At 68.9% G+C, this 23,779-nt stretch carries 22 protein-coding genes and 1 tRNA gene; 16 read left to right on the top strand and 7 right to left on the bottom strand.

Annotated features, from left to right (window positions below):
* Nucleotides 1–98: 98 nt before the first annotated feature.
* Nucleotides 99–1,223 (top strand): tRNA guanosine(34) transglycosylase Tgt, encoded by a 1,125-nt coding sequence (gene tgt, locus DSX2_RS01840; RefSeq protein ID WP_035040174.1) that lies wholly within the window; start codon nt 99–101, stop codon nt 1,221–1,223.
* 162 nt (nt 1,224–1,385) lie between these two features.
* A complete protein-coding gene (locus tag DSX2_RS01845) occupies nt 1,386–2,414 on the top strand; it encodes an NADH:flavin oxidoreductase (protein WP_020879327.1) in 1,029 nt (342 codons plus the stop codon).
* 103 nt (nt 2,415–2,517) lie between these two features.
* Here the strand turns inward: DSX2_RS01845 and DSX2_RS01850 are convergent, their stop codons facing one another.
* Nucleotides 2,518–2,973, bottom strand: coding sequence for a VOC family protein (locus tag DSX2_RS01850; protein WP_020879328.1), 456 nt, complete (start codon nt 2,971–2,973; stop codon nt 2,518–2,520).
* Between the two features lie 259 nt (nt 2,974–3,232).
* On the opposite strand from DSX2_RS01850, the gene DSX2_RS01855 reads away from it, so the two are divergent.
* The 3 genes from DSX2_RS01855 (at nt 3,233) to DSX2_RS01865 (ending at nt 5,969) form a co-directional block, all read left to right on the top strand.
* Nucleotides 3,233–3,592, top strand: coding sequence for a cupin domain-containing protein (locus DSX2_RS01855; RefSeq protein WP_020879329.1), 360 nt, complete (start codon nt 3,233–3,235; stop codon nt 3,590–3,592).
* A 53-nt stretch (nt 3,593–3,645) separates the two neighbouring features.
* Nucleotides 3,646–5,769, top strand: a complete 2,124-nt coding sequence (locus DSX2_RS01860) for a thioredoxin domain-containing protein (protein ID WP_020879330.1) — start codon at nt 3,646–3,648, stop codon at nt 5,767–5,769.
* A gap of 124 nt (nt 5,770–5,893) precedes the next feature.
* Nucleotides 5,894–5,969, top strand: a tRNA-His gene (locus tag DSX2_RS01865).
* A gap of 90 nt (nt 5,970–6,059) precedes the next feature.
* On the opposite strand, the gene selB is transcribed toward DSX2_RS01865, so the two are convergent.
* Nucleotides 6,060–7,964, bottom strand: coding sequence for a selenocysteine-specific translation elongation factor (gene selB, locus DSX2_RS01870; protein WP_020879331.1), 1,905 nt, complete (start codon nt 7,962–7,964; stop codon nt 6,060–6,062).
* A 247-nt stretch (nt 7,965–8,211) separates the two neighbouring features.
* Between selB and DSX2_RS01875 the strand changes: the two genes are divergently transcribed.
* Nucleotides 8,212–10,263 (top strand): ribonuclease catalytic domain-containing protein, encoded by a 2,052-nt coding sequence (locus DSX2_RS01875; RefSeq protein ID WP_020879332.1) that lies wholly within the window; start codon nt 8,212–8,214, stop codon nt 10,261–10,263.
* Nucleotides 10,264–10,757: 494 nt separating this feature from the next.
* On the opposite strand, the gene DSX2_RS17390 is transcribed toward DSX2_RS01875, so the two are convergent.
* Nucleotides 10,758–11,267: a cereblon family protein gene (locus DSX2_RS17390; RefSeq protein WP_020879333.1), complete on the bottom strand. Its 510-nt coding sequence runs from the start codon at nt 11,265–11,267 to the stop codon at nt 10,758–10,760.
* 167 nt (nt 11,268–11,434) lie between these two features.
* Nucleotides 11,435–11,725, bottom strand: coding sequence for a tetratricopeptide repeat protein (locus DSX2_RS01885; RefSeq protein ID WP_020879334.1), 291 nt, complete (start codon nt 11,723–11,725; stop codon nt 11,435–11,437).
* A 242-nt stretch (nt 11,726–11,967) separates the two neighbouring features.
* Between DSX2_RS01885 and plsY the strand changes: the two genes are divergently transcribed.
* The 3 genes from plsY (at nt 11,968) to DSX2_RS01900 (ending at nt 13,569) form a co-directional block, all read left to right on the top strand.
* Nucleotides 11,968–12,585 (top strand): glycerol-3-phosphate 1-O-acyltransferase PlsY, encoded by a 618-nt coding sequence (plsY, locus tag DSX2_RS01890; protein WP_020879335.1) that lies wholly within the window; start codon nt 11,968–11,970, stop codon nt 12,583–12,585.
* A 149-nt stretch (nt 12,586–12,734) separates the two neighbouring features.
* The gene (locus DSX2_RS01895; RefSeq protein ID WP_020879336.1) at nt 12,735–13,340 is read left to right on the top strand and encodes a DUF6338 family protein; all 606 of its coding nucleotides are present in this window, start codon (nt 12,735–12,737) and stop codon (nt 13,338–13,340) included.
* Nucleotides 13,341–13,389: 49 nt separating this feature from the next.
* Complete coding sequence (locus tag DSX2_RS01900; protein WP_020879337.1) at nt 13,390–13,569, top strand: hypothetical protein; 180 nt, start codon at nt 13,390–13,392, stop codon at nt 13,567–13,569.
* 40 nt (nt 13,570–13,609) lie between these two features.
* Here the strand turns inward: DSX2_RS01900 and hflX are convergent, their stop codons facing one another.
* The 3 genes from hflX to DSX2_RS01915 form a co-directional block, all read right to left on the bottom strand.
* Nucleotides 13,610–15,256, bottom strand: coding sequence for a GTPase HflX (hflX, locus tag DSX2_RS01905; RefSeq protein ID WP_020879338.1), 1,647 nt, complete (start codon nt 15,254–15,256; stop codon nt 13,610–13,612).
* Nucleotides 15,257–15,358: 102 nt separating this feature from the next.
* Complete coding sequence (locus tag DSX2_RS01910) at nt 15,359–15,958, bottom strand: MGS domain protein (protein WP_020879339.1); 600 nt, start codon at nt 15,956–15,958, stop codon at nt 15,359–15,361.
* Nucleotides 15,959–16,113: 155 nt separating this feature from the next.
* The gene (locus DSX2_RS01915) at nt 16,114–16,680 is read right to left on the bottom strand and encodes a lipopolysaccharide assembly protein LapB (protein ID WP_020879340.1); all 567 of its coding nucleotides are present in this window, start codon (nt 16,678–16,680) and stop codon (nt 16,114–16,116) included.
* Between the two features lie 873 nt (nt 16,681–17,553).
* Between DSX2_RS01915 and flgB the strand changes: the two genes are divergently transcribed.
* The 7 genes from flgB to DSX2_RS01950 all read left to right on the top strand — a co-directional run bounded on the left by flgB (nt 17,554) and on the right by DSX2_RS01950 (nt 23,746).
* A complete protein-coding gene (gene flgB, locus DSX2_RS01920) occupies nt 17,554–17,961 on the top strand; it encodes a flagellar basal body rod protein FlgB (RefSeq protein ID WP_020879341.1) in 408 nt (135 codons plus the stop codon).
* On the top strand, nt 17,961–18,401 hold the full coding sequence (gene flgC / locus DSX2_RS01925; RefSeq protein ID WP_020879342.1) for a flagellar basal body rod protein FlgC: 441 nt from the start codon (nt 17,961–17,963) through the stop codon (nt 18,399–18,401). Before flgB ends, flgC begins: the two co-directional genes overlap by 1 nt.
* 58 nt (nt 18,402–18,459) lie before the next feature.
* Nucleotides 18,460–18,795: a flagellar hook-basal body complex protein FliE gene (gene fliE / locus DSX2_RS01930; RefSeq protein ID WP_020879343.1), complete on the top strand. Its 336-nt coding sequence runs from the start codon at nt 18,460–18,462 to the stop codon at nt 18,793–18,795.
* A gap of 87 nt (nt 18,796–18,882) precedes the next feature.
* Entirely contained in the window at nt 18,883–20,490 is a 1,608-nt protein-coding gene (gene fliF, locus DSX2_RS01935; protein WP_020879344.1) for a flagellar basal-body MS-ring/collar protein FliF, read from the top strand.
* Entirely contained in the window at nt 20,491–21,501 is a 1,011-nt protein-coding gene (fliG, locus tag DSX2_RS01940) for a flagellar motor switch protein FliG (protein WP_020879345.1), read from the top strand.
* Complete coding sequence (locus DSX2_RS01945) at nt 21,488–22,303, top strand: V-type ATP synthase subunit E family protein (protein ID WP_020879346.1); 816 nt, start codon at nt 21,488–21,490, stop codon at nt 22,301–22,303. The genes fliG and DSX2_RS01945 overlap by 14 nt, the downstream gene beginning before the upstream one ends.
* Before the next feature lie 21 nt (nt 22,304–22,324).
* Complete coding sequence (locus tag DSX2_RS01950) at nt 22,325–23,746, top strand: FliI/YscN family ATPase (protein WP_035040244.1); 1,422 nt, start codon at nt 22,325–22,327, stop codon at nt 23,744–23,746.
* Nucleotides 23,747–23,779: the final 33 nt, after the last annotated feature.

A 23,779-nucleotide genomic window follows, 5' to 3' on the forward strand; every position in this document is an offset into this window, starting at 1 on the left:
TTACAGGCCGCGCGGCATTGGGTATCGCTGCCGAGCCCGGCCCGGACGGCACGCCCGGCAGCCCCTTCATCCACACGACATTTCGAGAGCCCGAGACCATGCAGCAGCCCGGAACCTTCACCATCCACGCGCGCGACGGCTTCGCGCGGCGCGCGAGCCTCGCCACGGCCCACGGGGTCGTGCAGACCCCCATGTTCATGCCCGTGGGCACGGTGGGATCGGTCAAGGCGGTCTGCCCGGCGGACCTGCGCGCGGCCGGGGCACAGATGATCCTGGGCAACACCTACCATCTCTACCTGCGCCCGGGCGACGAGCTGGTGGCGCGGCGCGGCGGGCTGCACCGCTTCATGGGCTGGGACGGCCCCATCCTCACGGATTCCGGGGGGTTCCAGGTCTTCAGCCTGTCGGACCTCCGGCGCCTGGGCGAGGACGGCGTGGAGTTCCGCTCGCATCTGGACGGCTCGCGCCACCTCTTCACCCCGGAGAAGGTCGTCTCCATTCAGCGCAACCTGGGCTCGGACGTGATGATGGTCCTGGACGAGTGCCCTCCGGGCGGCTCGAACCGCGACTACGCGGCCGAGTCCCTGGCGCTGACCGAGCGCTGGGCCGCGCGCTGCCGGGCGGCCTATCCCGCGGGCACGGGCGACCAGATGCTCTTCGGCATCGTGCAGGGCGGCATCTTCGAGGACCTGCGCGAGGAGAGCCTCGCGGGGCTCGCGCGCATCGGCTTCGAGGGCTATGCGCTGGGCGGCCTCTCCGTGGGCGAGGCCAAGGCGGACATGTACCGCATCATGGCCCACATGGGGCCGAAGCTGCCGGACGACCGGCCGCGCTACCTCATGGGCGTGGGCACGCCCATGGACATCCTGACCGGCATCGAGTGCGGCATCGACATGTTCGACTGCGTGATGCCCACGCGCAACGCGCGCAACGGCACGCTGTTCACGAGCTTCGGCAAGGTCAACATCAAGCGCTCCGAGTTCCGCGAGGACGACCGCCCGCTGGACCCGGCCTGCTCCTGCTACACCTGCCGCACCTTCTCGCGCGCCTACCTGCGCCACCTCTTCGCGGCCAAGGAGATCCTCTCCCTGCGCCTGAACTCCATCCACAACCTGCACTATTTCCTGGACCTCGCGGCGCGGGCCCGCGCGGCCATCGAGGCCGGGACCTTCGCCGAGTACAAGGCCTCCGTGGCCGCCGCCTATCCGGACGACCGGCCCTAGCGGGCCGGTCCCGGCGGGCCGAGCGGCCGCCCTCCTCCCCTGCCCGCTCGCCCCGGTCACCTTTTGCATACCGGGGAACGAAACGGTGCGTACTTCCGCCAACGCCCGAAGGCGCGTATTCAATCCGGAAACCGGTGCGCCGCGCCCTCTGGAGGTTCAGCCATGAAAACGCTTTTCGATCCGATACGAATCGGCGGCATCGCGCTGCGCAACAGGCTCGTGCGCTCCGCCACCTGGGAGCGCATGGCGGACGAGGCCGGGCGGCCCACCGACCGCCTGGTGGAGGTCTACGAGGAGCTGGCCGACGGCGGCGTGGGGATGATCATCACCAGCGCCACGCACGTCACGCCGGTGGCGGGCGTGCTGCCCGGCATCCTGGGGCTCTACGACGACGCGCTGATCGAGGGCCACGCGCGCCTGGCCGCAGCCGCGCACGCGAGGGGCTGCCCCATCGTGCTGCAGGCCACCTTCGCCGGGAGAAACGGCGAGCGCTGGAACGCGCTCACGCCGAGCCGGGCGGAGATCGCGGAACTCGTCGAGGCATACGGCGACGCGGCCCGCAGGGCGAAGCTCGCGGGCTACGACGGCGTGCAGATCCACAGCGCGCACGGCTTTTTCCTGAGCGGCTTCCTGAACCCGGCCGTGAACGTGCGCACGGACGAGTACGGCGGCTCGCCGGAGAACAGGACGCGCATGCTGCTCTCCATCTTCCGCGCCATGCGCCGCGCCGTGGGCGACGACTTCCCCGTCCTGGTGAAGATCGACTCCACGAACTTCGACGGCCCGGCAGAGGGAAAAGACGCCGTCTTCGAGGGCTGCCTGCACGCCTGCGAGGCGCTCGCGGCCGAGGGCCTCGCCGCCGTGGAGGTGAGCGGCATGGGCGGGGCCATGCTCCAGACGCCCAAGCTTCCCTACGAGGAATCGGTGTTCCGGGACCAGGCCGCGCAGATCGCGGCCAGGATCACCGGGAAGTTCGGCGTGCCGGTGGGCATGGTGGGACTGAACAAGACTCCGGCGGTGATGCGCGGGGTATTGGAGAAGACGGACGTGGCCTTCTTCTCGCTGGCCCGCGCCCTGCTGCGCGAGCCCGCCCTGCCTGCCGAGTGGGCCGCCGGGCGCGATTCGCCCGCCGAGTGCATCTCGTGCAACGCCTGCTACCAGGATTCGGGCAACGCCTGCGTGTTCCGCTAGATTTTTCGGCGAAAGCGAAAGGGGCGGGACGCCCCGCGCGGACGGCCCGCCGAACGGGGGGTGCCGAACGGGCGGCGCCGCGCGGGGCGATGCAAGGCCGGGGCTAGTCGGCGAAGCTTTGCAGCTCGATGACGTTGCCCTCGGGATCGCGGGCGAAGACGAGGGTCAGGGTGCGGCCGTCCGGGCACTCCATGCAAGCCTCCTCGCCGAGGGTGTCGCAGCCGTGCGCGCGCATCTTCTCCAGCACCTCGGGGATGGAGGCGACCTCGAAGGCGAGGTGGGTGAAGCCCTGGTCGTTCACCGCGCTTTCCCCGGCGCGGTAGACGGGCGGGGCGTACTCGAGGATCTCCATGGTCACGCCCGGGCAGCCCGGAAAGCCGAGGTGCGTGCCGCGGATGGCCACTTCGGGAATGTTGGTCAGCTCCTCGGCGATCTCACCGGACGCATCGATATGGTTGTCCGTGCGCGTGAAGCCGAAGACTTCCACGTAGAAGGCGACCATGCGCCTCCAATCGCGCGCAATGAGTCCTGTATGGACATACTTCACTTTGTTGCTCATCCTCTCTCTCCTTGCGATCATCATATCCGTCAATTCAGATTCCGTATGACATGCATCAGGATATGACTCAAGTTTGGCGATCAATAGGCGCATCGCGGCCCGTCGTCAACCGTTGCGTGGCGGATGGCGAGAGGACGGGGCAGACGAGGAAAATGCGCGTCTCGGTTGAACTCGCCTCGATTCCGGGCTACGAAGGCCGCAGACTGGCATTCCCGGCGCGGCGTCCCCCGAGGCCCTGAAATGCCCAAAGGAAGTCCCCATGGAAAAGGTCGATCTCGCGCAGAAGTTCTCCCTGTTCACGGAGCACTGGAGCCCCCGCGTCGTCGGGGAGCTGAACGACTCCTACATCAAGCTGGCCAAGCTCAAGGGCGAGTTCGTCTGGCACCACCACGACGGCGAGGACGAGATGTTTCTCGTGGTCAAGGGCAGGCTCGTGATCCGCTTCAGGGACGGGGACGTGGATCTCGGCCCCGGCGAGCTCATCGTCATCCCGCGCGGGGTGGAGCACATGCCCGTGGCCGAGGAAGAGGCGCAGGTCATGCTCATCGAGCCCAAGACGACGCTGAACACCGGCAACGTGACCAACGAGCGGACCGTCGCCGAGCTCAAGCGGATATAGCCCGGGCACAGGCCCGACGGGCCGCACACACGGACATCGCGGAGGTTTTTTTCGTGGCCGAGAATACAGAACGCGCAAACCGCCTTGCGGGCGAGAAGTCACCCTATCTTCTGCAGCACGCGCAAAATCCCGTGGACTGGCGGCCGTGGGGCGAGGAGGCCTTTGCCGAGGCCAAGGCGCAGAACAAGCCGCTTTTCGTGTCCATCGGCTATTCCACCTGCCACTGGTGCCACGTCATGGCCCACGAGAGCTTCGAGGACGAGGACGTGGCCGCGCTGATGAACGCGGTCTTCGTGAACGTCAAGGTGGACCGCGAGGAGCGGCCGGACGTGGACTCGCTGTACATGACCGCCTGCCAGATCCTGACCGGCGGGGGCGGCTGGCCGCTGAACGTGGTGCTGACGCCCGGGGGCGAGCCCTTCTTCGCCGCCACCTACATCCCCAAGCAGTCGCTGCCCGGCCGCATGGGCATGCTGGACCTCGTGCCGCGCCTGGCCCAGATATGGAGCACGCAGCACGAGGAGGCGGCAAGCGCGGCCGCCAAGATCGTGGGCCACCTGCGCGAGATCGAGCAGGCGGGCGAGCCCGCGGACTTCGGCCACGACGTCCTCGACCGCGCGGCGGGCATCCTGGCCGAGCGCTTCGACGCGGAGCACGGCGGCTTCGGCACCGCGCCCAAGTTCCCCTCCCCGCACCAGCTGCTGATGCTCCTGCGCCACCACCGCGCGAGCGGGGACGCGCACAGCCTCGGGATGGTCCGCGGCACGCTCGTCGCCATGCGGCTCGGCGGCCTCTGGGACCACGTGGGCTTCGGATTCCACCGCTACTCCACGGACGCCCGCTGGCTGCTGCCCCATTTCGAGAAGATGCTCTACGACCAGGCCATGATGCTCATGGCCTACACCGAGGCCTGGCAGGTGACGGGCGAGCCGCTCTTCGCGCAGACCGCGCGCGAGATCGCCGGCTACGTGCTGCGCGACCTGCGCGGGCCGCTGGGCGCCTTCCTGGCGGCCGAGGACGCGGACAGCGAGGGGCAGGAAGGCCTCTTCTACGTCTGGCGCGACGAGGACCTGGACGCGGCGCTGGACCTGGATGCCGAATGGGCCAGGGAGCTCTTCGGCGTGCTGCCGGAAGGCAACTTCGAGGACGAGGCGCGGCGCGAGCGCACCGGCGCCAACGTGCTGCACCTCTCGGGCACCCCGGCCGAGCTGGCGGCCCGCCTGGGCATGGGCGAGAAATCCTTTGCCGAGAAGTTCGAGTCCGTGCGCAGCCGCCTGCTGCTCTACCGCTCCCGCAGGCCCAGGCCCCACATGGACGACAAGGTGCTCACGGACTGGAACGGGCTGATGATCGCGGCGCTGGCCAAGGCGGCCAGGGCGTTCGAGCCTTCCTGGGCGCGCGAGGCCGCGCGGGCCGCGGACTTCATCCTCTCCAGGCTGCGCATGCCGGACGGCCGCCTGCTGCACCGCTGGCGCGAGAACGAGGCCGCGGTGCCGGGCCTGCTGGCCGACCACGCCTTCCTCGCCTGGGGGCTCCTGGAGCTTGCCGAGGCCACGGGCGAGCCCCGCTGGCTGCGCGAGGCGACCTCCCTGGCCCGGATCCTCGTCGAGGACTTCGACGACGCGCAGCACGGCGGCTTCTTCCAGACCCCGGCCCGCGCCGTGGGCGAGGCCGCCCTGCCCGTGCGCCAGAAGGACATCTACGACGCGGCCATGCCCTCGGGCAACTCCGCGGCCGTGCTCGCCCTGGCGCGGCTCTCCCGCATCACGGGGCAGGAGCGCTTCCGCGAGCGCGCCGAGGCCGTGGCCGGGTACGTGGCGGGCAAGGCCGGGCAGCGGCCGGACGCCTTCGCCATGCTGCTCTGCGGCCTCTCTCCCCTGCACCCCCAGGATGAGCGCGGCGGCGCGGACGTGGTCGTGGTCGGGAAATGCGGCGCCGAGGACACCCAGGGATTGCTCGCCGCCTACGGCAGGACCTTCGCCCCGGACGCCACCCTGGTCTTCAAGGACCCGGGGGACGAAAAGGACGCGGCCGAGACGGACGGGCTCTGCCCCGCGGCCGAGGGCCGGACCATGCTGGACGGTCGGGCCACGGCCTACGTCTGCCGCGCCAGGCGCAGTTGCGAGGACCCGGTGCACGACCCCGAGGCCCTGGCCGCTCTGCTGCGCAAGGCTTGAGGGAGGCCCGAGAGGAAGACGCGGCGGGCGAAGGCCGCACGCCGCGCCGAAAGCTTTGCGGCGAATGCGCGACGACGCCCTTGACATCGGGCGGACCGCTGTGTATCTGACTTTTCCCTTTACGGCGGACGTAGCTCAGTTGGCAGAGCACAAGGTTGTGGCCCTTGGGGTCGTGGGTTCAAGCCCCATCGTTCGCCCCACAAGAAGATCAAAGCCCTGTCGCGAGACAGGGCTTTTTTCATTGCGCCGCTTCCGGCGCGTCCTTCATTCCCCGGGCCGTCCGGCCCGCCTCAGCGCTTGCGCAGAAGCCGCTTGTCGCCCACGCGCACGGTGATCTTCTCCTTGTCCAGCCACTCGAGCAGCGGGATGGCGTACTTGCGCGAAAGGCCCGTGAGGTCCCGAAGCGACCCCGGGCCGAGGTCGTCGTTCTGCTTGAACCATTCCGTGATCATGGCCACGAGGCTGTCCACGGCGCTGCGCGCGAAGTACATGTCCTCCTTGACCTTCACCAGCTCGCCCTGGTCCGTGAGCAGCTTGAAGACCGGAGCCGCGGCCTTGAAGTCCACGTTCAGCGGATCGAGCACGTCCTTCAGGTTGGGCGGGGTGACGCCGCCCTTGGCGTAGGCCGAGAGCACGGCCTCGCGCAGCTTGGCCTGGTCCGAGGCCAGGGAGACCTTGTGGCCCGGCAGGCGCAGCATCTCCTGCTCCTGCACGAGCTCGCCCTTCTTGAGCAGCCGCTCCACCAGGAAGTGGAAGAGCTTGGGGGAGACGTCGCGGCCCCAGCCCGAGGCCAGGGCGCCGCGCGGCAGTCCCGGCTTCATGGGCTCGCGGCGGTGGTAGTCGGCCACGTGGGCCAGGGCGGAGGCGGAAAGCTCGTCGCAGATCCGGCCCGCCACGTAGGCCCGCTCCTCGCGGTCGAACATCAGCGCCTGCTGGCGGCCGCCCAGGTCGTTCAGGATCTTCTCCAGCCCCCGGCTCTCCAGGTTCGTGCCCACGAGGAGGCGGGCGAAGGAGAGCCCGGCGGTCCCGGCCATGTCGAGCTGGAAGAGGACCAGCTCCTCGGGCGCGGCCTGGGGCAGGGAGAGGAGCCTCGCCGCCTCCACGGAGCGGCGCTTGAAGCGGCGCGGCCAGGGGCCGAGCAGCACGCCGCCGCCGATGGTGCGCAGCGGCGAGTAGGAGCGCATCACGAAGCGGTCGCCGAAGACGCCGACCATGGGCTCCTCGAAGCGGATCTGCGCGGGCGCGCTCTCGCCGGGCAGGAGCTCGTCGCGGTCGAGCAGGTAGACGCGGGCCATGACCTCGCGGCTGCCGTGGTGGAAATGGAACTGCTTGCGGTGCTTGAGCGGCTTGGTCGCGGACAAGAGCAGCGTCACGCGGGCGTCCCAGACCGTCGAGGGGAAGAGCGCGCCCGGCAGGGCCAGCACGTCGCCGCGCGCGATGTCCTCGACCTCCGCGCCGGAGAGGTTCACGGCCGTGCGGCGGCCCGCCTCCACCTGCTGCACGCTCTGCCCGTGCGACTGCAGCGTGCGCACCTTGACCGGGAGGGCCGAGGGATAGAGCGCGAGGTCGTCGCCCACCTTCACGCTGCCCGAGACCAGGGTGCCGGTGATGACCGTGCCATAGCCCTTCATGGTGAAGACGCGGTCCACGGGCAGGCGCAGGAGGTCCGAGCGCCGCCGCTCCGTGTGCGCGGAGACGATTGCCGCGACGGCCGCGCGCAGCTCGTCGAAGCCCGCGCCCGTGGACGAGGAGACGGGCACGATGGGCGCGCCGTCGAGGAAGGTGCCGGAGAGGAACTCGCGCACGTCCTCGGTGACCAGGGCCAGCCAGTCCTCGTCCACCATGTCGGTCTTGGTCAGGGCCACGAGGCCCGTGGTCGTGCCGAGCAGGGAGCAGATCTCCAGGTGCTCGCGGGTCTGCGGCATCACGCCCTCGTCCGCGGCGATGACCAGGAGCACGAAGTCGATGCCCGCCGCGCCCGCGACCATGTTCTTCACGAAGCGCTCGTGGCCGGGCACGTCCACGATGCCGAGGCGCTGCCCGTCCGGCAGGTCGTAGTAGGCGAAGCCGAGCTCGATGGTGATGCCCCGCCGCTTCTCCTCGGAAAGGCGGTCGCAGTCTATGCCGGTCAAGGTCCGAACCAGAGAAGTCTTGCCGTGGTCGATGTGCCCGGCCGTGCCCATGATGACTGCCATGCCGCCCTCCTGTGAAGCGCCGTTGCGCGAAACGTCTCCCTACCGTCTTCCCCCGGTCTCGCGCAAGGTGCAGGAGCTGCCGCGCCTTATGGCACAGGATGAAAATCGGGACGCGACCGGGGCGCGACCGGAGGCGGGACGGTGCGGCGCCGGGAACGGCCGAGGCCGGGACAGGGGTGACAAGACGGCGGCCCCGGGTTAGGAAGGGGGTTCGCGCATCGGCGCGGTAAAGGCGGTTTTTCGTTCCATGACATCCAGTCTTGTGCAGCACCCGGGTCCCGGGTGCATCGTCGAGTTCATGCAGGGCAACCAGCCGATGGTGGGCTTCGTGGCCGGAGAGAAATCCGGCCGGATGCACGTCTTCACCCAGACGGGCCGGGAGACGCTCGTGCCCGCGGCCCGGCTCCTGCCCTGGTCCGGCCCCGTCTACGAGGGCGTAACCACGCGCTCCGGCATGGAGGACGCCGTGCGGCGCCATGCCGAGCTGCGCAACTCCCTGGAGGCGGGCGTGGACGCCCTGGTCCTGTGGGAGCTCGCCCAGGGCGAGGTGGACGCGGCCGGGGCCGAGTGGTTCGCGGAGCTCACGGCCCAGGAGCCGGACGTGGACACGGTCGCGGCCGTGGGCCGCGCGCTCCTCGGCCGGAAGACGCACTTCAAGTTCCAGCCCCCGAGCTTCGCCATCTACTCCGCCGAAGAGGTGGAGCGCCGCATGGGCGAGGCCGAGCGCCAGCGGGTGGCCGAGCAGCTGGTCACCGCGGGCCGCGACTTCGTGAAGACGCTGTGGAACCTGCCCGCCGGGCAGACCCCGCCGCGCCTCGGCGACGACGCGACCGAGAACCGGCTGCGCCAGATCCTGCTCGCGCGCATCCGCGATCCCGAGGACCGCGAGAGCGAGGCCGTGTGGCGCGAGCTGCGCAAGGGCCTGCCCGAGAACCCGCACCTCGCGCTGCTCATCGCGCGCAAGTGGGGCCTCGTGCCGCCGCACTACAACTATCTGCTCGACCAGGCGGGCTTCGCCTGGGGCGACGGCTGGGCCGACGAGCACGCGGCCGAGACGGCGCGGCAGGCCGAGGCCGTGGCCGCCCTGTCCGAGCCGGATGCCGCCGACGCCGACTACGTGAGCATCGACTCCGCGACCACGCGCGACATCGACGACGCCTTCTCCATCCGCCGCGCGCCCGGCGGCATCCGCCTCTCGGTGGCCCTGGCCTGCCCGGCCCTGGCCTGGGAGTTCGGCGGCGAGCTCGACCGCGCGGTGCGCGACCGGGCCACGAGCATCTACCTGCCCGAGGGCGCGGCCTACATGATGCCCGAGGCACTGGCCACGGACATCTACAGCCTGGTGGCCAAAAAGGTCCGGCCCGCGCTGGTGGCCGAGTTCCTGCTGGCCGAGAACGGCGCGGTGCTCGAGAAGGACATCCGCTTCGCGCCCGTGCGCCTGTCCGCCAACGTGACCTACGAGGCGGCCGAAGAGGCCATCGCCGAGGACGCGGAGGAGACGGGACGCTACGGCCTGGCCCACGCCGTGGCCCGGGCGCTGCGCGAGCGGCGCATCGAGCGCGGGGCCGTGGTCATCCAGCGGCCCGAGCCCGAGATCTCGCTCACGGAAGAAAAAAATGACGTTCAAGTGGAGGTCGCGGAAAAGAAGGAGACGCCCGGCTCGCAGCTCCTGGTCAGCGAGTTCATGATCCTGGCCAACGAGGCCGCGGCCCTGTGGGCCCGCGAGAAGGGGATCGCGCTCCTGCACCGCACCCAGGACGTGGCCCTGCCGCGCGAGCTGGCCGGAATCTGGAGCGAGCCGCTGGACATCTTCCGCACGGTCAAGCAGATGGGGCCGAGCCTGCTCGAGGCCGCGCCCAAGCCCCACCGCGCGCTCGGGCTCGAGGCCTACGCGCCCTCCACCTCGCCGCTCCGGCGCTATCCGGACCTGATCAACTCCGCGCAGATCCACGCCTTCCTCACCCGGGGGCAGGCGCTGTGGGACGCGGAGGAGCTGGCCGCCATGCTGCCGCGCCTCACCGCCCGGCTGGAGGCGGCCTCCCAGGTGCAGCGCTTCAGGCCGCGCTACTGGAAGCTCCTGCACGTCAAGCAGACCCCGAAAAAGTTCTGGCACGCCGTGGCCGTGGAGGAATGCGGCAATCTGATCAACTTCTCGGTGCCGGAACTGCAGATCTTCGTGCGCGCGCCCAAGGACCTGTGCGGCGAGAAGTTCATCGCCGGGCAGCCCTGCATGCTGCGCTTCGGCAAGGCCGATCCCCTGAGCAACGAGATCCGCGTGGCCGAGGCCCTGGCGGAGTGATCATGCGGGGCCTGCCGGGAATCCCCCCGGAGTGACGACACGTTTCGTTTCCCAGGCCGTTCCAAGGCCTCGGATTCGCGGCGCAAAAAAAGCTCAGGCCCGGCGCGTATGGGAAAGTACACGCCGGGCCTGAGCTTTTTTGCGGCCAAGTTCTCGCCTTTCTGACAGCGGATGGAGACGAACCGGCATTTTCAGGCCGTTCCAAGGGTTCCGGATGCAAGGCGCAAGAGAGGTTCGAGCCCGACGCGTATTGCCGCATACGCGAGGGTTTGAACCTCTCGCGGCAACGCGGCAGACGAGGACTGTAGGGCAGCCCGCGGCCAATTTCTCGCCTCTCCGGCAGCGGATTGGGATGAACGGTATTTTCAGGCCGTTCCAAGGGTCCCGGATGCAAGGCGCAAGAGAGGTTCAAGCCCGACGCGTATTGCTTCATACGCGAGGGTTTGAACCTCTCGCGGCAACGCCGCAGACGGGGCCCTTGGGACGGCCTGAAATCAATCCTCGTCGACGTGGCCGAGTATGAGCCCCCAGAAGCCCCCGAAGCCGGTGATGCCGCCAATCTCCGGCGGCAGCGCGAACGAGCCTTCCGGGCGGTAGAGCCAGCCCAGGTGCGCCCGGCAGCCGCCGCACACGGCCACCTGCCAGGCATAGCCCGGAAACCACGAGAACTGCGCCACGAACGGCCCCTCGCCCTGGGCGCCGAAGACCCCGGCGAAGCAGCCGAGCTCGTAGACCAGCCCCGCGGGGTTGGAGAAGACGTGCACGTGCGCGCCGAAGGCCTCTATGCGCGCCCCCGCGGGCGCCAGGGTGTGGCCGCAGGAGCCGCAGCGCAGGAAGCGGTCGCCCCCGCCGCCGGGCGCGGCCTTGTCGCGCGTGTGGCCGGGCGTGCCTGGGGTGGGCGAGATGCGGCGCAGGAGAAAGGACGCGGGCGGCGGGGTCCGGCGCGCAGGCAGGCCCAGCCCTCCTCGCGGGAGACGCGGGACAGGAGCCGGGCGCGCGGGCATGGCCCGCCGGGCAGGCGCGACGTGATGCGGCCAGGGGTCCATGGTCGCAATATGCCACAGCCGCGCGACGATGGGAACGGGGGAAAAGGCTTTCGCGACACGAAAAACGTGTGGGGACGGCCCGTCTGGAGCGCAGCCCTGGCCCACGGGCTCTTCCGGGTGAAGCGTCAGGCCGGGGATTCCCCCCGGGCCAGGGATTCGTAGAGCCGGCGGTGCCCTTCGAGGTGCGGATGGTGGAGAAGCAGGGCCGCCAGGGTGCGGCAGGCGTCGAGCCGCCTGCCGAGCGCGGCCTGGCACCCCGCCAGGTCGCAAAGCAGCGTGGGATCGGCCGGGGCGGCCTCGAGCGCGCGCTCGAAGAGGCGCAGGGCCTCCTCGCGGCGCCCCTGGCGCACAAGATGCAGCGCCCCGTCCCGCAGATGGCGCAGATGCGCGACGACGGCCTTCCTGGACAGGGACATGGACGTTCTCCTTGGGCGTGATCGCCGCGGCCGCGCCTGCCCGCCGTGCGAACGGACGCAGGGCCGCCTGACGTACAATTCTATACCCAAAGAGAATGAATACGTCCAGCCCCTCGTCGGCCCCGAGAGCGATTTTTCCGGGCCGGGCGGGGCCTTCACGGCCTGCGCCCTTGCCCGCGGGGCGATTTTCGGTAAGGATGCCCCATCCCGTATCCCGTCGCCATCTTTGCAAGGAGCGCTCGATGATCCTCAACTTCGGCTGGCTGATCATGACCTACGTCCTGGGCTCGATCCCCTTCGGCCTGTTCATCGCCAAGATGGTCTGCGGGATCGACCCGCGCGAGCACGGCTCGCGCAACATAGGCGCGACCAACGTGGCCAGGCTGTGCGGCACCAGATACGGCGTGGCCGCCCTGGCCCTGGACCTGCTCAAGGGATTCCTGCCCGTGTGGGCCGCCACCCGCTTCAGCCACGGCTGGTTCTTCCTCTCGCTGTGCGCCCTGGCGGCCGTGGTCGGCCACATGTACTCGTGCTTTTTGGGCGGCAGGGGAGGCAAGGGCTTCGCCACGACCATCGGCGCCTTCCTGGCCCTGGCCCCCTGGACCGTGATCCTCTCCGTGGCGCTGTGCATCGCGACCATCGCCTCCTCGGGCTTCGTCTCCCTGGGCGCCCTGGTCTTCGGCGCGGCCCTGCCCCTGCTCCTGCTGCTCGGCGGCAGCTTCGGCTTCGTCCCGGCCGGGCTCGTGGCCATGACCCTGCTCTACTGGAAGCACCGCGAGAACATCGTGCGCCTCGCGCGCGGCGAGGAGAACCCCTGGCGCCGCGGCAAGACCGTCGCGACCGAGGACGTCGAGGGCTAGGCCGGGCTCGTCGCGCAGGTCAGCCTGAACGTGCCGCGGCTCGCGAAAAAAATATTAGGCCTCGGGATAATTGACCAAACAGGACGAGGGATGTTTTTTCCGGCACTCTTCCGTTGACACCGATCCCCCATCGGCGGATTTTCGGTGTCATGGACCAACATCTCATCACCATCCTTTTTCTGTTCATCCCGGGCTTCCTGGCCATGGCCCTGGCGGACGCGCTCACGCCCGCCATCACGCGCAGCCAGTTCGACAAGACGGTCAACGCGGCCATCCTCACGCTGCTCATCTTCTTCATCTACTCGCTCTTCTTCGACGCCTTGCCCTTCACCCTGTGGACCGGTCCGGCCCCGGGCGGGGAACAGAGCCCGGCCATCGTCCTCAGGCTGCCGAACATGGCAGGCATGTTCGCCATCGCCGTGGCCCTGGCCCTGCTCTACGCCTGGTCGGTGACCCACGACGCGCACATGCGCATCTTCCGCGGCCTGGGCCTCTCCAACGTGAGCGCCAGGCGCAACGCCTGGGCGGACGCCTTTTCAGGCCACCGGCGCTACGTCATCGTGCACCTGAAGGACGGGCGCAGGATCCTCGGCTGGCCCGGCTACTTCGGAGACGGCGCGGAGGACACCAACATCTTCCTGACCAACCCCTCCTGGGTCACGGACGACAACGTCGCCGAGAACTGCGGCGACGACGGCATGCTCATCACCCCCGAGGCGGGCGTCGAGCTGGTGGAGTTCGTGAAGAAGCAGTGAGGGAACGCCTCGCGACAGGACGCCCGAAGGGACGTCCGGGGAGCAGACCATGAGCGACGAAAAGACGCCCCTCGCCGAGAGGCCGCCGATCCTGAAATTCCCGTTCGATGCGGGCGACCGCATCCAGGGCGGGGTCAACCCGCCTCCGGACTACCCGCCGCCGGATCTCGGCAAGCTGCCGAGGCCCCCGAAGACGAAGACGCCGCCGGACGAGAAGGGCGAGAAGTAACGGACAGCCGCCTCGGGCGAAGGCGTCGGCCGGAGCTTCGCTAAGGGATGTACTCGGTGGGGATGTCGTCGTCCCAGGCGGCTTCGTCGTCCGGGCCTGAGGGAACGGCGGGTTCGGCCGCGCGCGGGGCGCGGGGCGGTCCTGCCTGGATGCCGCCCTGGTGGCCGGAAAGCAGGTCGAGCACGGCGCGCACCAGGGGCTCGAGGCTCGCGCGGTCGCGCGCGCGGATGGGAATGCCGTGCGGATAGGCCGCGGCCGTGGCCTCGCGTGCCTGCGTGTCCAGGGTATCCCACTTGTTCAGCGCCAGCACGCGCGGGATGTCGGAAAGCTCCATCTCCTCGAGGATGCGCTCCACCGCCTCGATCTGCTGCGCGGCCTGGGCATGGCCCGCGTCGGCCACCAGGACCAGCGCGTCCGCGGCCTCGAGCTCCTCCAGGGTCGCCCGGAAGGCCTCCTGCAATTCCTTGGGCAGGTGGCGGATGAAGCCCACGGTGTCGGTCAGGATGACCTCGCGCTCCTCGGGGAAGCGGATGCGGCGCGAGGTGGGGTCCAGGGTGGCGAAGAGCTTGTCCTCGGCCAGGACCTCGGAGCGGGTCAGCGTGTTCAGGAGCGTGGACTTGCCCGCGTTGGTGTAGCCCACGAGCGCCACCACGGGCACCTCGGCCTTGGCCCGGCGCGCCCGGCGAAGCCCGCGCCGCTTGCGCAGCTCGGAAAGCTCGCGCTTCACGCGGGTGATGCGCTCGCGCACGCGGCGGCGGTCGATCTCGAGCTTGGTCTCGCCCGGGCCCCGGCCGCCGATGCCGCCCATGAGACGCGAGAGCGCCTCGCCCCGGCCCACGAGGTGCGGCAGGCGGTACTGCATCTGCGCCAGCTCCACCTGCAGCTTGCCCGCCCGGCTCGTGGCGCGCTGGGCAAAAATGTCCAGGATCAGCTGGCTGCGGTCGATGACCTTGCGCTCCGTGGCCTCGCCCAGGTTTCTGAGTTGCGCCGGGGTCAGCTCGCAGTCGAAGACCACGACGTCCGCCCCGGCCTGCAGCGCGGCGACCTCGAGGTCCGCGAGCTTGCCCTTGCCGAGGATGGTGCGCGGGTTCACCTGGGGCACGCGCTGGGTCAGCGTGTCGGCCACGTCGAGCCCGGCGGTGCGCGCCAGGGCGCGCAGCTCGGCCAGGGAGGACTCCTGGGCGGGCCGCGGCATGGGCGAGACGTGCACGAGCACGGCGCGGCCCTCGGCCGTCACCGGACGCGCGGACTCGGCGCGGGCCAGCTCCTCCTCCAGGGCCTCGGCCTGGACGGTGAAGTCGGTGTCGTCGCGGTCCCAGGGCCGCATGGAGCCCACGTCGTAGGCCTTGCCCTCGGGGTTGGGCGGCAGCATGTGGGCGCTCTGCACCCGGCCGGGCAGGCCGTCCGGGCCCACGGTCAGCACCTGCACCGCATCCAGGCGCAGGAAGACCATGTCCATGAGGTCTTCTTCGGAGAGTCCGTCGGGGGAAAGGTGGGTGTGCAGGAGGCGCAGGCCCCGGAGCCTGCCGCCCGAGGCGCGCACGCGGCCGAGCTCGGGAATGAGGATGGAGTGGGCGTCGCCCACCACCACGAGACGCGGCCTGCCCTGGCGGTCCAGGAGCAGGCCGATCTGGCGGCCGAGCCCGGAGGAGAGCACGGCGAGCTCGCGGGCCTGTTCGGGGCTCATGCCTCCCCTGCTCGGGAAACGGCGGCCGTAGAGCCGCGAGAGGGCCTTCAGCTGGCTTTGCTTGAGACCCTCGGTGCGTCCCAGAACCTTGTCGGCTATGGCCTATCCCTCGTGCTGGAAAAGATAATCCGCGATCAGGGCGTCGTAGCGGCTGATGCGCCTGAACGTCTCGGCGGCCAGCTCCTTGCGCAGGGCCAGGGAGACGCGCATGCCGTTGTCGGCCAGCTCGTCGCAGATGCGCTTGTAGAAGGCGGGGTCGGGCACGACCAGGATGGAGTGGTAGTTCTTGGCCGAGGCCCGCAGCATGGTCGGTCCGCCCACGTCGATCTGCTCCACGGCGTCCTTCAGCGCCAGCCCCTTCCGGGCGGCGTCCGCGAAGTCGTAGAGGTTCACGCAGATCAGGTCGAAGGGCTTGATGGACAGCTCGGAGAGCGTGGCGAGATGGTCGGGGTTGTCCTTGTCCGCCAGGATTCCGCCGTGGATGGCCGGGTGCAGCGTCTTGACGCGGCCGCCCATGATCTCGGGGAAGCCGGTGACCTCGCTCACTCCGGTGACGGGCAGCCCCTCGCCGGAGAGCAGCTTCTTGGTGCCGCCGGTGGAGACCAGCTCCACGCCGTGCTGGACCAGAAAACGGGCGAAATCGGCCAGGCCGCTCTTGTCGGTGACGCTCAGCAGAGCCCGGCTGACGGGCAGAAGATCCATTCGCATACCCCCATCGTTGCGTTTGGGCGGACTGTGCCCAAAAAGGGGGCGGATGGCAAGACGGCTCCTCTCCCTGCGAAGGGCGTCCCGCCCGTACCCGCACCGCCGCGGGTACGAGCGGGACGCAATGGGAGGGGAGTCATTCCTTCTGCCGCTTACGCCGCCTGGCGGATGTGCGCGTACAGCTCCTTGGCGGGGCCGTTGCCCGGATCGCTGTCCAGGATCAGGCGCAGCTCGGCGGCCGCGCCCTCGACGTCGCCCAGGCACATCCGGCATCCCGCGAGCGAGAAGCGGACGTCGTGCTTGGCCGGGTCGATGGCCAGGAAGCCTTCCAGGTACGGCACGACCTCGGCCAGGCGGCCGGTGGCGTGGCCCATGCGGACCAGTCCGAAAAGGGCGATCAGGTTGGACGGATTGACGTCCAACGCCTTGGCGAAGTGCACGAAGGCGGACGCGTTCTGCCCGGTTTCGGACTCGACCAGCGCCATGCCGGCCAGAGATTTGTCGTTGCTCTCGATGGAGTCGGCCTTCTGGTAGAGGCCGAGGGCATTGGCGAGATCGCCGCGCTGCACGGCGATGGTCGCCAGACCGAGGTAGGGATCGGGGTGCACGCCGTTGGAGCCGATGGCCTTGGCGTAATACTCTTCGGCCTTCTCCAGGTCTCCCATGAAGAGATAGCACTCACCGAGTTCCTTGTTGATCTCGTAATCCAAGTGACTCATGACTCAACCCTCCGCTTGCGATGTTCCTGACGTTCCCGGCCCCCATCGGGGAGACTCCGTTGCCGGGACGTTTTTTCCCGCGAGACGCGGGCGACCCGATATCTGCAACCGATGTGCCAACGCCGTTTTTTCCATTTCCGGCGTCTCGGCAGCCATCCGGAAAAACCCTGCGGTACGGGCCGTTCCGAGCCTTGTCCGGGAGTGGCGGCGCGGCGCGACGGCTGCGTGAAACTTCCGGCCGGGCCCGAAAAAAAGAGCGGCCGGGCATACTCCCGGCACGTACTTCCGCATGGCCCCGGGGATCGGAAAGGGCCCTGGTCATCGGGCCGGGCACAGGTCTCCCCCTGCCCGACCCGATCCCCCGTGTCGGCTCCCCCGAGCCGAGCCCGGCCCCCCGCCCGGGCGGACCTCGCCGGGCAGTGGCCGTGCCTGGGGCTTATCGGACGCGGGGGCCGAAACCTTTACTTTCCGGACCGTGTTCATGTGATTTTCGAGTGCGGCCCGTCGTGCCGTACGCAGCGGCGCGATCCGGGTACGCTCCGGCGATACGGAGTGGCCGCGGCTGCCGGCGGCTGCCGGTAGATGCCTCCGTCCTCCCCACCCCGCGCCTCTCATCTTTTCTTCATCTGCCTCCCCTTCTGCCTCCCCTCCTGCCCCCCCTTCCCTTTCCCCGCCTGGGCTTGCCTCCCCTTCCGGCCGCCACGATTGCGACGCCCGATCCGGCGCCCGACGGGCGCAATCCTGAACAAACACATCAATTCCGACATCTTACAGCATTGGAACAGGCCTTGCTTTCACTTGTGCGCACTCGTGGATCGCAGATGGCGGGACCGGTGCGGGTGATCGCCCGGAAACGCCCGAAGGAGGCCGAACATGGAACTCATGGAAAGATACATGAACGTCAGCGCGAAGGTCATGGACCTTCAGCTCGATCGTCAAAATCTCGTCACGTCCAATCTGGCGAACATCGAGACGCCCCGCTACCGGCCCAGGCGCATCGAGTTCGAGAAGGAGCTGCAGCAGGCGCTGAACCAGGACATGCGCGGCCGCCTGACCAGGACGAGCCCCGAGCACATGCCCGCCGCCTTCGCGCCCGGCACCTTCGACCGCCCGGTGGGCGAGGAGTTCCAGCCCCGCTACGTCTACGGCGAGGACAGGGTCGACCTGGACAAGGAGATGACCATCCTGAACAAGAACCAGCTCGAGTACAACACCCTGACCACGGTGGTGCAGCACAGCTTCCAGGAGCTGAGCAAGATCGTCACGGAGGGCAGCAGGTAATGGACTTCATGACCGCGCTCGACGTCGCGGCCTCCGGCATGGGGGCCCAGAGGTCCTACCTCAACGTCATCTCCATGAACCTGGCGAACATGAACACCACGCGCACGGCCGAGGGCGGCCCCTACGTGCGCAAGTCCGTCTCCATGGAGACCACGGACGTCTACGATCCCTTCGACGCCCACATGTGGGACGCCAACAACCGCGAGCTCAAGGGCGTGAAGATCGACGGCATCGTGGCCGACAAGCGCCCCTTCAAGAAGGTCTACGACCCGGGGCATCCCGACGCCGACAAGGACGGCTTCGTGAAGTACCCGGACATCAACGTGGTCGAGGAGATGGCCAACATGATCACGGCCATGCGCTCCTACGAGGCCAACGCCGCCTCCGTGGAGGCGGCCAAGACCATGTACAACAAGGCGCTGGCCATCGGCCAGGGCTAGGCACGGGCCCTGCAAGGACGCCCCCGTCGCCCACGCGCACACTCAAGGAGACACGTAGATGGCCATCACCGCAATCGGCAGCGCCGCCCTCAAGGCCTACGGCCAGAACATCCAGTCCATGCAGCAGAGCCGGCAGAAGATCGAGTCCCAGATGCCGCAGAAGACGGCCAAGACCGAGGACTTCTCCACGACCCTCACGGACTCCCTCAAAGAGGTCAACCAGATGCAGATCCACGGCCAGAACATGGTCGAGGAGTTCGCCACGGGCAAGGAAACCAACGTGCACGAGCTGATGATCCAGCTGCAGAAGGCCAACCTCGCGGTCAACCTGACCTCCGCGGTGCGCAACAAGATCATGTCGGCCTATCAGGAAATGATGAAGATCCAGATGTAGCGGCCGCCGTAAATTTGACCTGACGCGACGACCAGACCCGGCAACACGACCCGACGACGAGCAACGGACCTACTGGAGGACCAGGAAATGCCCCCCTTCGTGCAAAACACCCTGAACACGATCAACTCCTTCTGGGGCAAGCGCACCGCTTCGCAGCGCATCCTCATCGGGGGCCTGGCGGCCTCGGTGGTCATCGCCTTCGTGGTCATGGTCTACTTCCTCAACAGGCCCGACTGGAAGGTCCTCTACTCCAAGCTCTACGCCGAGGACGCGAGCCGCATCGTGACCCTGCTGCAGGGCCAGAAGGTGCCCTACAAGCTGTCCGACAACGGCACCACCATCCTCGTCCCGGCCGACCAGGTCTACAACCTGCGCCTGAAGATCGCGGGCGACGGCATGGTCCACGGCCAGGGCCTCGGCTTCGAGCTCTTCGACGAGGTCAAGATCGGACAGACGGACTTCGTGCAGCACATCAACTACATGCGCGCGCTGCAGGGCGAACTGGCGCGCACGATCATGGAGTTCCCCGAGGTCGAGAGGGCCCGCGTGCACCTCTCCATCCCGTCGAAGTCCCTGTTCATCGAGGACCAGATCCCGCCCTCCGCCTCGGTCATCCTCCAGCTGCGCGAGGGGCAGAAGCTGCAGCAGAAGCAGCTCCTGGCCATCTCGAACCTGGTGGCCTCGGCCGTGGAGGGGCTCAAGAAGTCCGGCATCACCATCGCGGACACGCGCGGCCAGGTGCTCTTCCATCCCGAGGACGACGACTCCCTGGAAGGCATGACCACGGCCCAGCTCGACTACAAGGCCAACCTCGAGAAGAGCCTCGAGAAGCGCATCGAGCAGCTGCTTCTGCCCATCGTGGGCGGTCCGGGCAAGGTCGTGGCCCGCGTCAACGCCGACGTGGACTACTCGCAGAAGACCATCAAGCGCGAGCTGTACGACCCGGCCTCCTCGGTGGTGCGCTCCGAGACCCGCTCCCAGGAGTCCAACCAGGGCCGCGCCAACATCGACGGCGGCGTGCCCGACCCCAATTTCCGCGGTGACGGCTACAACGGCTCCCTCTCCACCCAGAAGGGCGAGCGCGAGACCCGCACCACCAACTACGAGATCAACAAGGAAGAGCAGCAGATCGTGGACGCCGTGGGAGAGTTGAAACGCCTCTCCATCGCGGTTATCGTCGACGGCACGTACAAGGACGGCGGCAAGGCCGGGGAAGGCCAGAAGGTCTTCGTGCCCAGAAGCGCCGAGCAGATGACGCAGATCAAGCAGCTGGTGGAGAACGCCGTGGGCTTCGAGCAGAAGCGCGGCGACAGCATCGAGGTCACCTCGGTCTCCTTCGGCGGCCCGGACCTCTTCGCCGAGCCGAGCCTGCTGCAGACCATGCTCGAGTACATGCAGCGCCTGGGCAAGCCCTTCCTCAACGGCCTCCTGATCTTCCTCTTCCTCATCCTGGTGGTGCGGCCGGTCGTCCTGGCGCTCATCAAGCCCCGCGTGGCCGAGGAGGAGGTCGAGGAGCTGGTCAGCCTGCCCGATGCCGAGGAGCGCCTGGCGCTCGAGGAAGGCGTCGAGGAAGAGGCGCTCGATCTGCAGCGCCGCCTGGAGAACGCCAAGGCGCAGGCCCTGCAGCTCTCCGAGCAGGACATGGACCAGGCCGTGGCCGTCCTCAAAAGCTGGCTCAAGCAGGAGGCCGCCTAAATGGCGCAGCAGCAGAGCGCTTTCTCCGGACCGCAGAAATCCGCGATCCTGCTCCTCGCCCTGGGCGAGAAGTTCACCGCCGAGGCCTTCAAGCGCATGGAACGCGCCGAGATCGCCACGGTCTCCAAGGCCATGCTCCAAATGGAGTCCGTGCCCAAGGAGCAGGTGGAAGAGGTCCTGCGCGAGTACAACGAGACCCTGGCCTACGGCCACGAGCTGCTCATGGGCGGCCCGGAGCAGGTCAAGCGGCTGCTGACCAAGGCCCTGGACGGCGACACCGCGAAATACATCATGGACCAGCTCGACCTCGAGGCAGGGCCCGCGCCCTTCCGCGAGCTCGAGAACGTCTCCCCGCGCATCCTGGCGCAGATCCTGCGCAACGAGCATCCCCAGACCCTGGCCCTGATCCTCGGCCACCTGCACCCGGACCAGGCCGCGGAGCTTCTGCAGAGCCTGCCCGCCGGCGTGCGCGCCGAGGTCCTCATGCGCCTGGCCAAGCTCGAGGCCGTGGCCGAGGAGATGCTCATGGAGGTCGACAAGGTGCTGCAGTCGCAGCTCATCGCCATGGGCGGCAAGGAAGGCAAGAAGGTCGGCGGCGTCAACTCCGTGGCGGAGATCCTGAACGCCGTGGACCGCCAGACCGAGGAGGAGGTCCTCTCCGAGATCGAGGAGGAGTCCGCCCAGATGGCCGAGGAGATCAGGAACCTCATGTTCGTCTTCGAGGACGTGAAGGCCCTGGACGACCGCTCCATCCGCGAACTCCTGAAGGAGGTCTCCAACGACGAACTGACCCTGGCGCTCAAGGGCGCCTCGGACGACCTCAAGGAGAAGTTCTTCAAGAACCTGTCCGAACGCGCCGCGACCATGATCAAGGAAGACCTGGAGATCATGGGTCCCGTGCGCCTGGCCGACGTGGAAGGCGCGCAGCAGAACGTGGTCAAGGCCGTGCGCAGGCTCGAGGCCGAGGGCCGCATAGTCGTGGGCAGGGGCTCGGGCGATGTCTTCATCTAGCGACAAGGAAGCCGGCGGCTCCAAGGGGCTCGGCCCCATCACCGGCCGCGTCTTCCTGGGCGTGGACACGCCCGGGCCGGACATGGCCACCATCCAGGAGCTCGAGGGCAAGCGCAAGCTCGTCTGGGACCAGGCGACCAACACCGAGCTCGTGGAGCGGGTCAAGCAGAAGGCCCGGTCCATGGCCCGCGAGATCCTGGAGGAGGCCCGCGCCGAGGCCGAGAGGATCAAGGAGGCCGCGCGCGGCGAGGGCTTCCAGCAGGGGCTCGAGCAGGCGCGCGAGCAGGTGGAGCAGGAGCAGACCGCCCTGGCCGAGGCCGTGGGCAACGCCCTCTCCGCCATCCGCGGCCAGGCCCGCCAGGTCTGGACGGCGCAGCGCGCCGACTTCGTCGCCCTCATCCGCATGGCCGTGGAGAAGACCGTGAACGCGGAGATGTCCGAGCGCCGCCGCGAGATCCTGGAAAATCTCGTGGACCAGGCGCTGGAGACCATCGACTCCATGCGCGGCCTGACCATCCGCGCCCGGCCCGAGGAGGCCGAGCTGCTGACGGCCATCCTGAACCACGTGGCCGAACGCTTCCCCGAGCTCAAGAGCTACCGCGTGAAGCCCGACGAATCCCTGACGCTCGGCGGCATGGTCATCGAGTCCGCGGACGGCATGGTGGACAACACCCTGGCCACGCGCTGGGCCGCGGTGGAAAAGATCTTCGCCCACTTAGAGCAGAGCGACCCGGGCCAGGCCCCGGCCTTCCCGGACGAGCCCGCCCCGGCATCCAACGCGGCCCCCGGCGGCAAGGAATAGCCCGTGGACCCGCGCGGCTGCATGCGCCTTCTGGGCAACACCGAGCCCTCCAAGTCCTACGGCAAGGTCACCAAGGTCGTGGGCCTCATCGCCGAGGGCCGGGGCGTCAAGGCCCCGCTCGGCTCGGTCTGCCACCTCCTGCCCGAGGAGAAGTCCGGCGAGGGCATCCCGGCCGAGGTCGTGGGGTTCCGCGACGGCGCCCTGCTCTTCCTGCCCTACTCGGAGCTGCGCGGCATCCGCCCGGGCTCGCTCATCCAGAATTCCTCCCTGCCGCCGCTCATGCCCGTGGGCAAGGGCTTCCTCGGCCGCGCCGTGGACGCCTTCGGCCAGCCCCTGGACCGCAGCGGGGCCATCGCGCCGGACGACTACTACCCGCTGTACAACGAGCCGCCCAACCCCCTGGACCGCCCCCGCATCTCCGAGCGCCTGGACGTGGGCGTGCGCGCGGTCAACAGCCTGCTGACGCTCGGCAAGGGCCAGCGCGTGGGCATCATGGCGGGCTCGGGCGTGGGCAAGTCCACCCTGCTCGGCATGATGGCCCGCTACACCAAGGCCGACGTCAACGTCATCTGCCTGGTGGGCGAGCGCGGCCGCGAGGTGGTGGAGTTCATGGAGCGCGACCTGGGCCCCGAGGGCATGAAGCGCTCGGTGCTGGTCATCGCCACCTCGGACCAGTCGCCGCTGGTGCGCATGCGCTGCGCCTACGCGGCCACGGCCATGGCCGAACATTTCCGCGACCAGGGCAAGGACGTGCTCCTGATGATGGACTCCGTGACCCGCTTCTGCATGGCGGGCCGCGAGGTGGGCCTGGCCGCGGGCGAGCCGCCCACGCGCGGCGGCTACACGCCCTCGGTCTTCTCGGCCCTGCCCAAGCTCCTGGAGCGCGCCGGGCGCAACGCGCTCGGCTCCATCACCGGCATCTACACCGTGCTCGTGGACGGCGACGACCTGACCGAGCCCATCGCGGACGCCACCCGCTCCATCCTCGACGGCCACATCGTGCTCACACGCGACCTCGCGGACCAGGGCCACTACCCGTCCATCGACGTGCTGCGCTCGGTCTCCAGGCTTCGCTCGGACATCACCTCCAAGCCCGAGCAGCACGCGGGCCGCGTGCTCATCAGGAACCTTTCCGCCTACCGCCGCGTGGAGGACATGATCAACATCGGCGCCTACGCGCGCGGCTCCAACCCGGAGATCGACCTGGCCATCTCCATGGTCGGCCCCATCAACGACTTCCTGCGCCAGCTGGTGGACGATCCCTCGCCCATGGACGACAGCATGAGCCGCATGGTGGCCCTGGCGGTCAAGGCCGATCCCCAGGCCGGGCAGCAGCAGCCGCAAGGCCAGCCTCAGCAGCCCGCGAAGACCGCCAAGCCGCAGCCGAAGCAGCAGAAAGTCCAGCCCCAGCAGCCCCAGAAGCCGCCCGGCTTCAAGAAGTAGCCGCGCGCATCCGCCGGGCCTTGACCGCCCCGC

The sequence above is a fragment of the Desulfovibrio sp. X2 genome (genome assembly GCF_000422205.1).
In the GTDB taxonomy this organism is placed as follows: domain Bacteria; phylum Desulfobacterota; class Desulfovibrionia; order Desulfovibrionales; family Desulfovibrionaceae; genus Alkalidesulfovibrio.

Bases quoted from the DNA above. Each gene is read 5' to 3' on its own strand.
- tgt (WP_035040174.1), top strand. From the start codon at position 99: ATGCAGCAGCCCGGAACCTTCACCATCCACGCGCGCGACGGCTTCGCG.
- DSX2_RS01845 (WP_020879327.1), top strand. From the start codon at position 1,386: ATGAAAACGCTTTTCGATCCGATACGAATCGGCGGCATCGCGCTGCGC.
- DSX2_RS01850 (WP_020879328.1), bottom strand. From the start codon at position 2,973: ATGAGCAACAAAGTGAAGTATGTCCATACAGGACTCATTGCGCGCGAT.
- DSX2_RS01855 (WP_020879329.1), top strand. From the start codon at position 3,233: ATGGAAAAGGTCGATCTCGCGCAGAAGTTCTCCCTGTTCACGGAGCAC.
- selB (WP_020879331.1), bottom strand. From the start codon at position 7,964: ATGGCAGTCATCATGGGCACGGCCGGGCACATCGACCACGGCAAGACT.
- DSX2_RS01875 (WP_020879332.1), top strand. From the start codon at position 8,212: ATGACATCCAGTCTTGTGCAGCACCCGGGTCCCGGGTGCATCGTCGAG.
- DSX2_RS17390 (WP_020879333.1), bottom strand. From the start codon at position 11,267: ATGCCCGCGCGCCCGGCTCCTGTCCCGCGTCTCCCGCGAGGAGGGCTG.
- DSX2_RS01885 (WP_020879334.1), bottom strand. From the start codon at position 11,725: ATGTCCCTGTCCAGGAAGGCCGTCGTCGCGCATCTGCGCCATCTGCGG.
- plsY (WP_020879335.1), top strand. From the start codon at position 11,968: ATGATCCTCAACTTCGGCTGGCTGATCATGACCTACGTCCTGGGCTCG.
- DSX2_RS01895 (WP_020879336.1), top strand. From the start codon at position 12,735: ATGGACCAACATCTCATCACCATCCTTTTTCTGTTCATCCCGGGCTTC.
- DSX2_RS01900 (WP_020879337.1), top strand. From the start codon at position 13,390: ATGAGCGACGAAAAGACGCCCCTCGCCGAGAGGCCGCCGATCCTGAAA.
- hflX (WP_020879338.1), bottom strand. From the start codon at position 15,256: ATGAGCCCCGAACAGGCCCGCGAGCTCGCCGTGCTCTCCTCCGGGCTC.
- DSX2_RS01910 (WP_020879339.1), bottom strand. From the start codon at position 15,958: ATGGATCTTCTGCCCGTCAGCCGGGCTCTGCTGAGCGTCACCGACAAG.
- DSX2_RS01915 (WP_020879340.1), bottom strand. From the start codon at position 16,680: ATGAGTCACTTGGATTACGAGATCAACAAGGAACTCGGTGAGTGCTAT.
- flgB (WP_020879341.1), top strand. From the start codon at position 17,554: ATGGAACTCATGGAAAGATACATGAACGTCAGCGCGAAGGTCATGGAC.
- flgC (WP_020879342.1), top strand. From the start codon at position 17,961: ATGGACTTCATGACCGCGCTCGACGTCGCGGCCTCCGGCATGGGGGCC.
- fliE (WP_020879343.1), top strand. From the start codon at position 18,460: ATGGCCATCACCGCAATCGGCAGCGCCGCCCTCAAGGCCTACGGCCAG.
- fliF (WP_020879344.1), top strand. From the start codon at position 18,883: ATGCCCCCCTTCGTGCAAAACACCCTGAACACGATCAACTCCTTCTGG.
- fliG (WP_020879345.1), top strand. From the start codon at position 20,491: ATGGCGCAGCAGCAGAGCGCTTTCTCCGGACCGCAGAAATCCGCGATC.
- DSX2_RS01945 (WP_020879346.1), top strand. From the start codon at position 21,488: ATGTCTTCATCTAGCGACAAGGAAGCCGGCGGCTCCAAGGGGCTCGGC.
- DSX2_RS01950 (WP_035040244.1), top strand. From the start codon at position 22,325: ATGCGCCTTCTGGGCAACACCGAGCCCTCCAAGTCCTACGGCAAGGTC.